The organism is Streptomyces sp. NPDC043870, assembly GCF_056435785.1.
The window spans coordinates 138,930-151,635 of record NZ_JBWKDT010000011.1 but is presented as its reverse complement, the minus strand read 5'-3'; the positions used below and the strand labels follow the sequence as shown (position 1 = coordinate 151,635).

The 12,706-nt window shown below is 69.7% G+C and carries 11 protein-coding genes; 4 read left to right on the top strand and 7 right to left on the bottom strand.

The window, feature by feature from the left end:
- Nucleotides 1–128: 128 nt before the first annotated feature.
- Complete coding sequence (locus AC0699_RS16765) at nucleotides 129–344, bottom strand: EF-hand domain-containing protein (RefSeq protein WP_478660538.1); 216 nt, start codon at nucleotides 342–344, stop codon at nucleotides 129–131.
- Between the two features lie 115 nt (nucleotides 345–459).
- Between AC0699_RS16765 and AC0699_RS16760 the strand changes: the two genes are divergently transcribed.
- The 3 genes from AC0699_RS16760 to AC0699_RS16750 all read left to right on the top strand — a co-directional run bounded on the left by AC0699_RS16760 (nucleotide 460) and on the right by AC0699_RS16750 (nucleotide 3,243).
- Entirely contained in the window at nucleotides 460–1,098 is a 639-nt protein-coding gene (locus AC0699_RS16760; RefSeq protein ID WP_478660535.1) for a GNAT family N-acetyltransferase, read from the top strand.
- Nucleotides 1,099–1,334: 236 nt separating this feature from the next.
- Nucleotides 1,335–2,075, top strand: coding sequence for a tRNA-dependent cyclodipeptide synthase (locus tag AC0699_RS16755; protein ID WP_478660533.1), 741 nt, complete (start codon nucleotides 1,335–1,337; stop codon nucleotides 2,073–2,075).
- Entirely contained in the window at nucleotides 2,056–3,243 is a 1,188-nt protein-coding gene (locus AC0699_RS16750) for a cytochrome P450 (protein WP_478660530.1), read from the top strand. The genes AC0699_RS16755 and AC0699_RS16750 overlap by 20 nt, the downstream gene beginning before the upstream one ends.
- A gap of 107 nt (nucleotides 3,244–3,350) precedes the next feature.
- On the opposite strand, the gene AC0699_RS16745 is transcribed toward AC0699_RS16750, so the two are convergent.
- The 6 genes from AC0699_RS16745 to AC0699_RS16720 form a co-directional block, all read right to left on the bottom strand.
- On the bottom strand, nucleotides 3,351–4,520 hold the full coding sequence (locus AC0699_RS16745) for a YncE family protein (RefSeq protein ID WP_478660528.1): 1,170 nt from the start codon (nucleotides 4,518–4,520) through the stop codon (nucleotides 3,351–3,353).
- Complete coding sequence (locus AC0699_RS16740) at nucleotides 4,520–5,323, bottom strand: polysaccharide deacetylase family protein (protein ID WP_478660526.1); 804 nt, start codon at nucleotides 5,321–5,323, stop codon at nucleotides 4,520–4,522. The genes AC0699_RS16745 and AC0699_RS16740 overlap by 1 nt, the downstream gene beginning before the upstream one ends.
- 396 nt (nucleotides 5,324–5,719) lie before the next feature.
- Nucleotides 5,720–6,349: an ATP-binding protein gene (locus tag AC0699_RS16735; protein ID WP_478660523.1), complete on the bottom strand. Its 630-nt coding sequence runs from the start codon at nucleotides 6,347–6,349 to the stop codon at nucleotides 5,720–5,722.
- Between the two features lie 146 nt (nucleotides 6,350–6,495).
- Complete coding sequence (locus AC0699_RS16730; protein WP_478660521.1) at nucleotides 6,496–7,263, bottom strand: enoyl-CoA hydratase/isomerase family protein; 768 nt, start codon at nucleotides 7,261–7,263, stop codon at nucleotides 6,496–6,498.
- A gap of 123 nt (nucleotides 7,264–7,386) precedes the next feature.
- Nucleotides 7,387–8,634, bottom strand: coding sequence for a L,D-transpeptidase (locus tag AC0699_RS16725; protein ID WP_478660518.1), 1,248 nt, complete (start codon nucleotides 8,632–8,634; stop codon nucleotides 7,387–7,389).
- 208 nt (nucleotides 8,635–8,842) lie between these two features.
- On the bottom strand, nucleotides 8,843–10,069 hold the full coding sequence (locus tag AC0699_RS16720; RefSeq protein ID WP_478660516.1) for a L,D-transpeptidase: 1,227 nt from the start codon (nucleotides 10,067–10,069) through the stop codon (nucleotides 8,843–8,845).
- 200 nt (nucleotides 10,070–10,269) lie between these two features.
- On the opposite strand from AC0699_RS16720, the gene glgX reads away from it, so the two are divergent.
- Nucleotides 10,270–12,594 carry a glycogen debranching protein GlgX gene (glgX, locus tag AC0699_RS16715; protein ID WP_478660513.1) on the top strand — a complete coding sequence of 775 codons (2,325 nt, stop codon included), beginning with the start codon at nucleotides 10,270–10,272 and terminating at the stop codon, nucleotides 12,592–12,594.
- Nucleotides 12,595–12,706: the final 112 nt, after the last annotated feature.

Below are 12,706 nucleotides of genomic sequence, written 5' to 3'. Positions count from 1 at the left end.
AGGCCGACGAGAAGTTCACCTGCAAGGTGGCCGGCGTGACCCGCCGCGCGTCCTGACGCACGAGCGACCACGGCCCCCGGCGGACTCGCCGGGGGCCGTACTGGTGCGCACCGGTGCGCCCGGTGACATCAGCCCTTGTTGAGCGACGCCCAGAACTCGTCGAAGGTCAGCAGGCCGTCGCCGTTGCCGTCCTTGGACTTGATGACGGCCTCGGCAACCGTCTCGGTCACGTTGAAGTCGCCCAGCTGCGCCATGACGCTCTTGTACTCGGCGGCCGAGATCAGCCCGTCGCCGTTCAGGTCGTACCGCTCGAAGGCCTTGCGCGCCGTCTCGATGTCCGCCACTGGGTCCACCCCTTCTTGGTGCATAACTGACGGAGGTCAGGTTATCGGCGGGGGCCACGATCCAGGCCTGGGGGGCGCTCCGGGGCCGGGAACCGGGGTCGGCGACCATGGAGGCATGAGCGATGCGGTGGCACGGATCCTGACAGCGGCGGCACGCGGGCAGTTCCCGCCGCCGGACGGCACGACCACCGTGGTGCCGCAGCCGAATCCGCGGGACGCCGGGGTGCTGGCCTTCACCGCGCACTCGGTGGTCTTCACGGACGAGGACCCCCAGTGGGTACGGGACACCCTGGCCGCCGTCTCCGGCGACGCGCTCGCGGCGACGATGAACCCCGGCTTCCTGAGCGCGCTGATGGCGAGAACCGGCCGTTCGATGAACACCATCGACCTGCTGACGGTCGCCGACGCCCGGCCCGGACCGCCGGAGCTGGAACTGCGGGAGATCGAGGACCCGGCCCATCCACGGGTGGCGCGGGCCATGAAGTTCCGCGACGACGTACGGGTCTGGGCCGCGGACGGCGGCGTGCTGGTGCTGGGCCGCGGAGTCGCGGGGCGCTGGGAGGCCGCGATCGAGGTGGACCTGGAGGCGCGTGGCGCGGGCCTGGGGGTGCGCCTGGCGGTCGCGGCGCGCCATCTGGTCCCCGAGGCGCATGTATGGGCTCAGCAGTCGCCGGGAAACGCCCGCAGCGTGCGGACGTTCCAGCAGGCCGGGTACCGGCCGGTGGGCTCCGAGGCCCTTCTGGTGGCCCACTGACGGACAAAGCCGATGGAGAAGGGTTCAATTACCTGTCGGTAGCTCGAAACGAAGGTTTTTCGCCCTGCACCGCCGAATTCCCGCCAATCCGGCCGCCATGATTCGTCACTCTCCGCCGCCGGGAGATAACTTCATGGCGTCGTCGCCACACCAGGAGCGCAGGGCTCCCAGGGACAAGCGGCGCAAGGGTGAATTCACCAGTGACGATCGCAGCTGACACTGACACGATTGGCGCCTTGGGCGCCGATTCCCCCTTCACTACCGAACCCTTCACGGTCGAGCCCTTCACCAGAAACTGCAGGACGATCTGGGACGAAGGCGATCACGTTCTCATCGGGGTCTCCCCCGGAAACAGCTATTTCAACGCCCGGCGTATCACCGAACTCACGCGCTGGGCGACGGCCCACTTCACAGAAGTGGATTTCGTCTACGCCGACCTCCATGTCGCCGAGATGTTCTCGGCACTCGGGCACACCGACGAGCACGCCGCCCGGCGCGCGGCCAAGGAGCTCAAGGCCGTACGGCGGCGGATCCTCGGCGGAGTCGAGGCGGCGGCCGGGCCGCCGGGCCGCCGGATCGGCGTGCACGCCCTGTCGGATTTCTCCGGCAATCAGGTCTACGAGCTGCTGCACCGGCGTGTGCGGCACTTCCTCGGCACCGATGAGGAATTCCAGAAGAGCTGCACCAGGATGGTGGAGCAGTTCCTCGCCCCGAAAGTGTCCGGCGGTGAATCCATCAGCGCGGCACAGCGCACCGCCTGCCTGGACTACATTGCGGCGGAGCTCCCCTTCTTCCTGGACACCCCAGGAATTCTCGACGTGCCCTCTTCGGTCTCCTGCTACCACGCGCTGATGCCGCTGACCGAACTCCTCTACGCCAAGGGCGGCGGACTGCGGGCCACCCGCAATCAGGCATATGCCGTGGTGCGTCCTCATGTCTCGGAAAGGACCCAGGAAGATGACCGTCGAGCAGCTTGACTTCCCGCTCTCCCGGCGCGGTGACGTGCTGCCCGCCGAATGTTCCTGGCTGCGGGAGAAGCGGCCGGTGGCGCGGGTACGCACGCTCACCGGCGACGAGGCCTGGCTCGTGAGCAGCCATGCGCTGGCCAAACGGGTCCTGGAGGACGAGCGGTTCAGCCTCAAGGACACGGCAGCACCCGGTGTGCCCCGGCAGTACGCCCTGACGATCCCGCCCGAAGTCGTGAACAACATGGGCAACATCAACAGCGCCGGTCTGCGCACTGCCGTGATGAAGGCGCTCAACCCCCGGGCCGGTGGTGGCGCTCTCAAGGACTGGCTGCGCGTCAGGGCGGACGAGCTGATCGATGTGATGGTCGCGGAGGGCCCGCCGCTGGATCTGCGTGGCTGCTTCGCCGACCCGTTCTCGGCGGCACTGCACTGCGAGGTCATCGGTGTGCCGTTCGACGACTGGCGCCGGCTGATGTCCGGACTGGACATCGCCTTCATGACCAGCGCCCGGCCCTTCGACGGCGCGTCCCTCAACTGGTACAAGGACCTCGACTACATGGTCGAGCGGCTCAATGCGCCGGAGCCGGACGGCCTGCTGGGTGCGCTGGCGGCGCTGCGCCAGGACCCCGAATCGGCCCATCTGACGGACGAGATGCTCGCCACGGTCGCGGCGTCGCTCTTCGGCGCGGGCGCCGTGTCCACGTCCTCGTTCCTGGTGCTCGCGGTGCTCGCACTGCTGCAGCGCCCCGAGCTGATCGGCTACCTGCGCGACCATCCGGAGCGGATGGGCCGTGCCGTCGACGAGCTGCTGCGCTGGAACCTGTCGATCGGCGACGGCCTTCCCCGGCTCGCCCGCGAAGACGTCCGGCTGGGCGACGTCCTGGTCCGCAAGGGTGAGTTGGTGCTGGTGCTGGTGGAGGCCGCCAATTTCGACCCGGAGGTCTTCGAGGACCCGGAGCGGCTCGATCTGGAGCGTGAGCACAACCCGCATCTCTCCTTCGGCGGCGGCCGCCACTTCTGTCCCGCTTCCGCGCTGGGCCGGACCCATGCGGAGATCGCACTCGGGGCGCTGGTCCGGCGACTGCCAGGGCTCCGGCTCGCGGTGCCGGACGAGCAGCTGGTGTGGCGCACGGGGTTCATCAAGCGCCTGCCGGAGCGGCTGCCGGTGTTGTGGTAGCGGGGGCAAGGGCCCTTCCCCCGCTCCTTCCCGTTCGATCGCCGGAGGGGCTCGGAGCGAGCCCCTCCGGCGATCGAGGAGCGGGGGTGCGGTGGCGGAGTCCCCGCTCAGCGGAAGACGCCCGTGTGTCCCAGCGAATAGCGGCCCGGCTGCGGATAGACCGCGAGGCCGTGCGGGCCGCTGCCGACCGGGATACGGGCCAGTTGCTCCCCGGTCCCGGTGTCGATCGCGTACACCTCCGAGTTGTAGCGCCCGGACAGCCAGAGCACCTTGCCGTCCGCGGAGACACCGCCCATGTCCGGGGAGCCGCCGCCCGGCAGCCGCCATTTCTTCGTCAGCCTGTCCTGCGCGAAGTCGAAGACCGAGACGGTGCCTTCGCCGCGGTTGGTGACGTACATCTCCTTGGAGTCACGGCTGACGTAGAGGCCGTGACAGCCCTTGCCGGTGGGCAGCAGGTTCGGCGTGGTGAACTTCTCGCCGTCCAGCACCCACATGCCGTGGGCGATCATGTCGGCGATGTAGAAGGTCTTGCCGTCCGGCGAGATCTTCACGTCCTGCGGCATCGCGCCGCGGAACGGCAGCTTCTGCTGGCCGATGACCTCCATCCGCTCGGTGTCGACCTTGAGCAGCTCACCGGAGAACTCGCAGGAGACGATGAAGTACCGGCCGTCTGCGGAGAAGTCCGCGTGATTGACGCCGTAGCAGGAGACCGGGGTGGTCTTGACCTTCCGCATCGTGTGCGGGTCTCGGAAGACCAGTTCGCGGTCGAGGGAGGCCATGACGACGGCGTGGCGGCCGTTGGGCGTGAAGTAGAGGTTGTACGGGTCGTGGACCTCGACGGGCTTGCCCGCGATGCCGGTGGCGGGGTCGATCGGGGTGAGGGTGTGGCCGCGGTTGTTGTTCACCCACAGGGTCTTGAGGTCCCAGGACGGGACGACGTGCTGCGGCTGGGCGCCGACCGGGATGGTCTCGACGACCTTGTACGTCGCGGGGTCGATGACCGTGACCGTGTTGGAGTTGGTGTTGGGGACGTACACCCGGGACGGGAAGTCCCTGACCACTGGCGACAGCTGACCCGGCCGGTCGGCGGCGTAGACGTCCTTCGGGTCCAGGACGGGCGGCATTCCCGGCAGTCCGGCCGGGGCGGCGACCGCCTGCTTCGACGCGGGCGGTGCCTGTTCCGGTTCGTCCTTCTCCGCGGGCGCGCCGCAGCCCGCGGCGAGGACGGCGAGAGCGGCGGCGAGGAGAACGGCGGATCGTTCGGTGAGGTGCAGCATCAGGTCAGCAGCTCCGTGGTCGTCACCGCACGCAGTCCGCGGCGGTCCAGTTCGTCGAGGAGGGCAGGCAGTGCGGCGACCGTGTCGGGGTGGCCGAAGTGCAGACTCACCACCGAGCCGCGCCGGATCTCGCGGGTGACGGTGCTGGTGACGGCGGGAGCGCCGGGAGACGTGTGGTCGAGCGAGTCGACGTCGTAGGAGAGCGTGTGCGGGTAGCCCGCCCGGGCGGCCAGCCGCTGGACGAGCGGCGTGGCGTACTGCGTACGGGACGGGCGGAACCAGCTGCCGATCGAACCGGTGAGTCTGCGCAGCCGTTCCGCACAGCCGGTGATCTCGGCGTACGCGTCGGCCTCGGCCATCGAGCAGATGTCGAGATGGCGCAGGGTGTGGTTCCCGAGGTCATGACCGCCGTCGAGGATCCGCCGGGCGAGGGAGGGGTGCTCGTCCAGCCAGGTGCCGACAGCGAGGACGGTGATACGGGCGCCGGCCCGCTCGGCCTCGGCGAGCAGGGCGCGGGCGATGGCCGGGTCGCCCTGGCCATGGAAGGTGAGCGCGACGGCGGAGCGGCTCCGGGGGCCGTGCGCGATCTCGGCGGGCAGACCGGGGATGCGGCGGGGCGCGGTGCCGGCGGTCTGTTGCCCGGCCGTGGCCGACGGGGCGACGGGAACCGCGGGGTCGGCGGGGCGATCCGGGGCGGGGGGCTTGGGGGCGGGGCCCGGCTCCGTACAACCGGCGGCGAGGGCACCGGCAAGCGCGGCGCCCGCTCCTGTGCGCAGTACGCCACGGCGGCCGATTCGGTTCACGTCACAGCACAGTAGGCGCGAGCAGGGCGGAAAATAACGATTGACCCAATTCAGGACCATCGCGGGTCGCGCATCCACGACCCGCCCCACGGTCGGCGAATCGAAGATTCACCCACGTCAACCGATATTCATTCATGCTTTGACAGGTGAGTGGCCCAGTTCACCTTTAATTCAAGGTTGGATTGCAGGGGTATGTACGATTTCGCCCCGATACAGAGTTTTGGTGGCGGGCCCCCCGTCTGCCATAGTCAGGGGCACGACCCCCATTGACCCGGGCCAGGTCGTCCAGAAGAAGCGGCCGTGGATACACCCCCAAGTCCACCGGCCGCACACGTGAAGCCTCCTCGGTGCCGCGCGACGGCAACAGGGGGCTTTCGTGCACCGGGCGCCCGTGCGTCAGCGGTCGGAGACCCGCATCTCGAACCAGGTGGTCTTGCCGCGCGGCAGCAGATCGACACCCCACCGGTCGGAGAGCTTGTCGACGAGGAAGAGCCCACGGCCGCTGATGTCCAGCTCCTGCACGGGCATCAGACAGGGCAGCCCTCGCGAGGGGTCACGCACCTCGATACGGATCCAGCCGCGCCGGCGCAGCATCCGCAGCCCGAAGACCCGCGCCCCGGTATGACGCACGGCGTTGCCGACGAGCTCGGAGACGAGCAGGATCGCGTGCTCGGCGACCTGCGGGGAGAGCGCCCACTGCCGCAGCACCACACACTGCGTCAGCCTGCGGGCGGTGGCGGCGGATTCGGGACGGGACGGCAACCGGATCTCCTCGTCCGTCGGATTGCCGAACAACTCGAGCGCCTTGAGCGCCCGTTCGTCCTCGACGGCCGGCATCCACCGCGCGGCGGTCGCGCCGCCGCGCGCCCGCGGTTGCTCCGTACCTTCCAGCCCCGCCATGCCCCCATCATGGCCGCACGCGGCGCCCCCCGGGACCGTTCCACAGGAATCGATACCCCGGAACGCACCATTCCGGGGTATCGAGTTGGCATATGACCTTGGCAATTCGGGGGCTGCGCGGCCCATCTGACCTGCAATGACGCACCGCTTACGAATGATCGCCGAGCGCGGTGGCCCGAATCACCTTAAGGCTCCTTTAAGGTTCGATTAATGTGGCCGCCAGGTTGACGCGACGCCCCGCTCTGCCCAACTGCGGGAACCACGGCGGAACTTCAGAGGAACTTCGCCTTGCCCGGGCCCTCCTCGACGAAGCTGCGCATGCCCCGCTCGCGGTCCTCGGTGGCGAACAGGCCGGCGAACCAGTTCCGCTCGATCGCGAGGCCCGTGTCGATGTCCGTCTCCAGACCGGCGTCGACGGACTCCTTGGCCGCACGCAGGGCCAGCGCCGGGCCCTGGGCCAGCTTCGCCGCCCACGCGTGCGCCTGCTCGTACACCTCGGCGGCCGGGACGACCCGGTCGACCAGACCGATGGCCAACGCCTCGTCGGCCTTCACCTGACGGCCCGTGAAGATGAGGTCCTTGGCCTTCGAGGGGCCGACGAGCCGGGCGAGCCGCTGGGTGCCGCCCGCGCCCGGGATCAGCCCGAGCAGGATCTCCGGCTGGCCCAGCTTGGCGTTGTCCGCGGCGATCCGGTAGTCGGCGCACAGCGCCAGCTCGCAGCCACCGCCCAGGGCGTAGCCGGTGACGGCTGCGACGACGGGCTTGGGGATCCGGGCGACGGCGGTGAACGAGTCCTGCAGGGCCTTGGACCGCTTGACCATGGCGGCGTGGTCCATCACCTGCATCTCCTTGATGTCCGCGCCTGCCGCGAACACCTTCTCGCCGCCGTAGAGGATCACGGCCCGGACGTCGTCGCGGTCGGTCGCCTCGGTGGCGAGCTCGCGCAGCCGGTCCTGGGTCGCGATGTCCAGGGCGTTCATCGGGGGGCGGTCCAGGCGGATGGTGCCGACGCCTTCGGAGACTTCGAGAGAAACGGTCATGGCCAGCAGGTTAGTGGCCGTTAACGGCGACGGGCCCGGTGCCGTCGGGGGTTTGGGGGTATCCCCCAAAATGTCCCGTACAGCACCGGGCCCGTACGTACGTGCGTACGTGTTCCCAGGGTTCTACTTCGTCCAGTCCGCCCAGGACATGTTCCAGCCGTTCAGCCCGTTCTCCGGGGCGATCTGCTTGTCCCTGGAGTTCTTCACGATCACCACGTCGCCGATGATCGAGTTGTTGTACATCCAGGCCGCCGGCGTACCGCTGTCGTACGCGCCGCGCACGTCGCGCAGGCCGACACAGCCGTGGCTGACGTTCGCCGAGCCGAAGGTACCGGACGAGGCCCAGTAGTTGCCGTGCATGAAGGTGCCCGACGAGGACAGGCGCATCGCGTGCGGCACGTCCTTGATGTCGTACTCGCCGCCGAAGCCCACGGTGGCGCCGTTCATCCGGGTCACCTTGTACTTCTCACTGATGACCATCTGGCCGTTGTACGTCGTCGTCGACGGGGCACCGGCGGTGATCGGGATGTTCTTGACGACCTTGCCGTCCCGCACGACCCTCATGGTGTGGGCACTGGCGTCCACGGTGGAGACCTGGCTGCGGCCGATGGTGAACTTCACCGTCTTGGACTGCTTGCCGTACACCCCGGGCCGGCCCTCGACACCGTCCAGGTTGAGCTTGACGGTCACCTTCGTACCCGCGGCCCAGTACTTCTCCGGGCGGAAGTCGAGGCGGTCGTTGCCGAACCAGTGGCCCTCGACGGGGACCGACGGCTCGGCGGTCACCTTGATGGCCCGCTCGACGGCCTCGGGGTTGGTGATGCCCCGGGTGAAGTTGATGGAGACCGGCATGCCGACGCCGACGGTCGAGCCGTCCTCGGGCGTGTAGTGTCCGACGAACGTGTTCTTCGGGACGAGGGTGGTGAAGGTCGTGTCCTTCGCCGACTCACGGCCCTCGGAGTCCTTGGCGACCGCGTGCACCTTGTACTTGGTCGCCCCGGCGAGGTGCTGGAGCGGCTCCCAGCTCGCACCGCCCGCGGCCATCTTCCCCTCGACCGCGTTGCCCTTGTCGTCCTGGACGGCGACCGTGGTCAGCTTGCCCTTGTCGGCGGTCACCTTCAGCGCGCCGCTCGTGGCGACCGAAGCCGCGCCGTCCTTGGGCGCTATGGTCACGACCGCCTGCGAGGCCGCCGTGCCGACCTTGCCGCCGTCCTTCCCGCCCTTGCCGGCGCTGTCGCCGCCGGAGTCCCCGCCCCCGCCGCACGCCGTCGCCACCAGTAGCAACGCCCCCATGGCCAGGGCCGGCAGAGCAGTACGACCGCGCCTGCGCCCCGTCCGCACCGATGCCCCCGATATCGGCTGCCCGTTCAAGATTGCTGTCTCCCCTCGCACGGCCTGGCCCCGCCACGGCCCGTGGAGCTTGGCCGGATGATCCGGCCAGACTCCTGCCCCCACGCGCTCGACCGGCGCGCACTGCGATAGATAATCACACCGCAAGCCACGAGGGCTTCCCGCAAATGTCACCGTTCAGTCGCAAACCTGCCCGGAAGGCATGCGGGCCATGCAGGTTGTCCGAGGGTCAGCCCAGCGCGGAACCGGCCTTCCACTCGTCCCAGCTCATGTTCCAGCCGCTCAGACCGTTCCAGGGCGCGACTTTGCGGTCGCGGGAATTGACGACTTCGACGACATCCCCGATCAGGGTCCGGTCGAAGAACCACCCGGCCGGGGAGTCCTGGCTGCCGCCCTTCTCGTCACGCAGTCCGATGCAGCCGTGACTGACGTTCCTCGAACCGAAGACGGCAGGATCGGCCCAGTAGTTGCCGTGCAGGAAGGTGCCCGAGGTGGTGAGCCGCATCGCGTGCGGCACGTCCTTGATGTCGTACTCGCTCTTGCCCTTCTTGGTCTTGAAACCGACCGTGGCGCCGTTCATGCGGGTGACGTCGAACATCTCGCTGACCACCATCTTGCCGTTGTACGTGGTCGTCTTCTTCCCACCCGCGGTGATCGGCAGGGTCGCCAGCACCTTGCCGTCGCGGCGCACCACCATCGTGCGCTTCTCGGCATCGACCAGGGACATCTGCGAGCGGCCCACGGTGAAACGGATGGTCTTCCGCTGGATGCCGAACGAGCCGGGCGAACCCTGGACATCGCGCAGCCGCAGGTCGACGGTGGCCTTGGTGCCGGGCTTCCAGTAATGGCGCGGCCGGAAGTCGAGCCGTTGCGCGTCGAACCAGTGGCCCACGACCTCCACCGGCGGGTCGGCGGTGATGCGGATGCCGCGCTGCACGGCCGCCCGGTCCTCGATCCGCCGGCTGAAGGTGAAGGAGACGATCATGCCGGTGCCGACGGTGGCGCGGTTCTCCGGATTGAAGTAGCCGATGAACCGGTGCGCGGGCACGGCGGTGGTGAAGGTGGTGTGCCGGGCCGCCCGGCGGCCGTGGGCGTCCAGGGCCACCGCCTCGACGCTGTACTTGGCGGCCAGCGCGAGACGGGTGCCCGCTTCGGGCTGCCAGCGCAGCCCGTCCTCCGAGATCGAGCCGGGCACTTCGACCGGCTGGGCGTCCTCGATCTGAGTGACCTTGACCCGCTCCAGCCGTCCGCCGGGCAGCCTCACTTCCACCTTGCCGTCCGCGGCGACGCCCTTCGCTCCGTCCTCCGGCGTCACCCGGATGGTGTCCGAGGGCGCCTGCGGCTTGCTGCCGACGCCCAGGTCGCCGCTGGTGCAGCCGGTCAGTCCGGCCAGCAGTCCTGTCCATACCAGGGCGGCGGCCAGAGTGGCCTTTGTCCGCCTCACTGCGTTGCTCACAGAGTCCACCTCGCGGGATCGCAAAGACACAGCACGTACCGCCCAACGACCGCCACCCTCCAGGGGAAACGTGAGTGCGGGTCATGTTGGGAGTAGCACAGCGCGGGCAGAACAGGTGGGAGGACCACGCGCGGGGAGCCGCGGCCGGGACGCCGCGCGCCACATCCCGCGGGGCCCGACGAGCCGCGGGAGGCCGACACGTGTCGAGCGCAGCCGAGCAGGAGGCAGTTCGGGAAGGGGAGCGGACCTCCCCTGCCGCGCAGCGGCGTCCGGCGCTGAACGGACGGCGCAGTGAAGCCGATGTCCCCGGGCCGCCGGTCTGGCCGGGGGCGCCGACCCCGCTGGGCGCGCGGTTCAGGGTCGGTCCCGACGGGGTCGCGGGCACCAACTTCGCGCTGTGGGCGGGCGGGGCCGAAGCCGTGGAGCTGTGCCTGTTCGACGAGGCGGGGACGGAGACCCGGCTGCCGCTGGCCGAGCTGACGCACGAGATCTGGCACGGCTTCGTCCCGGGCGTACGGCCGGGTCAGCGGTACGGCTTCCGGGTGCACGGCCGCTGGGACCCGTGGACCGGCGGCCGCTGGAACCCGGCGAAGCTGCTGCTCGACCCGTACGCACGTGCGGTCGACGGGGAATTCGGGGGCAGGACCCGTGGCGGAGCCGCTGACGGCCGCCGTGTCCCCCGGGTGGAGTACGGCGCATTGCCGCCCGAGGTGTACGGCCATGTCCGCGACTGGCCGCAGCAGCATGTCGCCGACACCGTCCGCGACGACCGGGACTCGGCCCCGTACGTACCGAAGGGCGTCGTCGTCCACGACGACGCGCCCGACGACGAGTGGGCCGACGACCGCCGGCCCAAGACGCCGTGGGCCGACTCGGTCATCTACGAGCTTCATGTACGCGGCTTCACCAAGCTGCACCCGGACGTTCCGGAGGAGCTTCGCGGTACGTACGCGGGCCTGGCGCACCCGGCAGCGATCGGCCATCTCGTACGCCTCGGCGTGACCGCGGTGGAGCTGCTGCCGGTGCATCAGTTCGCGCACGAGGACCATCTGCTGCGGCGCGGGCTGAAGAACTACTGGGGCTACAACTCGATCGGCTATTTCGCGCCGCACGCGGCCTACAGCGCATCCGGGACGGCCGGGCAGCAGGTCGGCGAGTTCAAGCGGATGGTGCGGGCGCTGCACGCGGCGGGCATCGAGGTGATCCTCGACGTCGTCTACAACCACACGGCGGAGGCGGGTGAGCTCGGGCCGACCCTCAGTCTCAAGGGCATCGACAACCGCGGCTACTACCGTCTCCAGTCCGACGCCCGCCGGTACGCCGACTACACCGGCTGCGGCAACACCCTGCACGTCGTCCAGCCGCACGTGCTGCGGCTGATCACCGATTCGCTGCGCTACTGGGTCACCGAGATGGGCGTCGACGGCTTCCGCTTCGATCTCGCGGCGGCGCTCGCGCGGTCGATGCACGACGTCGACATGCTCTCCCCGTTCCTCGCGGTGATCGCCCAGGACCCGGTGCTGCGCCGGGTGAAGCTGATCGCCGAGCCGTGGGACGTGGGCAACGGGGGCTATCAGGTCGGCGCGTTCCCCCCGCTGTGGACGGAGTGGAACGACCGCTACCGGGACGCGGTCCGGGACTTCTGGCGCGGCGCGCTGCCCGACGTACGGGACCTCGGGTACCGGCTGTCGGGCTCCAGCGATCTGTACGCCTGGGGCGGGCGGCGGCCGTACGCGTCGGTCAACTTCATCACCGCCCACGACGGCTTCACCCTGCGCGACCTCGTCTCGTACGAGCGCAAGCACAACGAGGCCAACGGGGAGGGCAACCGCGACGGCACGAACGACAACCGGGCGTGGAACTGCGGCGTGGAGGGCGAGACGGACGATCCGCAGGTCAACGCGGTGCGCCGACGGCAGATCCGCAATCTGCTCACCACCCTGCTGCTGTCCACCGGGGTCCCGATGCTGGTCGCGGGCGACGAGATGGGCCGTACGCAGGGCGGCAACAACAACGCGTACTGCCAGGACAACGAGGTCGGCTGGCTCGACTGGTCGCTCCTGGGGCAACCCGGCCCGAGCGGGCTGCTGGCCCTGACGTCGCGGCTCCTCGCGCTGCGCGGGGCACATCCGGTGCTGCGGCGCCGGGCGTTCTTCTCGGGGCGGCCGCAGACCGCGGACGGGCTGCGGGACCTGGCGTGGTTCACGCCGCGCGGCACGGAGATGACCGAGCAGGACTGGTACGCGCCGGCGTCGACGCTCGGGCTTTTCCTCTCCGGCCGGGACATTCCCGGCCGGGACGCGCGGGGCGATCAGGTGACGGACGACAGTTTCCTGACGGTCCTGCACTCGGCGGACGCCCCGGTGGACTTCCGGCTGCCGGGACCGCCGTGGGCCGAGGCGTACGAGCTGGTCGTCGACACCTCGCGGGAGGACCAGTCCTCGGCGCCGGGCACGGTGCACCGGGGCGGCGACACGGTGACGGTGCCGGCACGGTCGGTGCTGCTGCTGCGGGTCGAGAGCTAGGGAGTGTCTTCAAAGTAGCGTCGTCCGCCCGAAGGGCGGGCCCGGCGGCGTCTGGTGCGTGCGATCCGGCGAGATCCAGCGGACGGACGTCCGGTACGGCCCCGCGGAAACT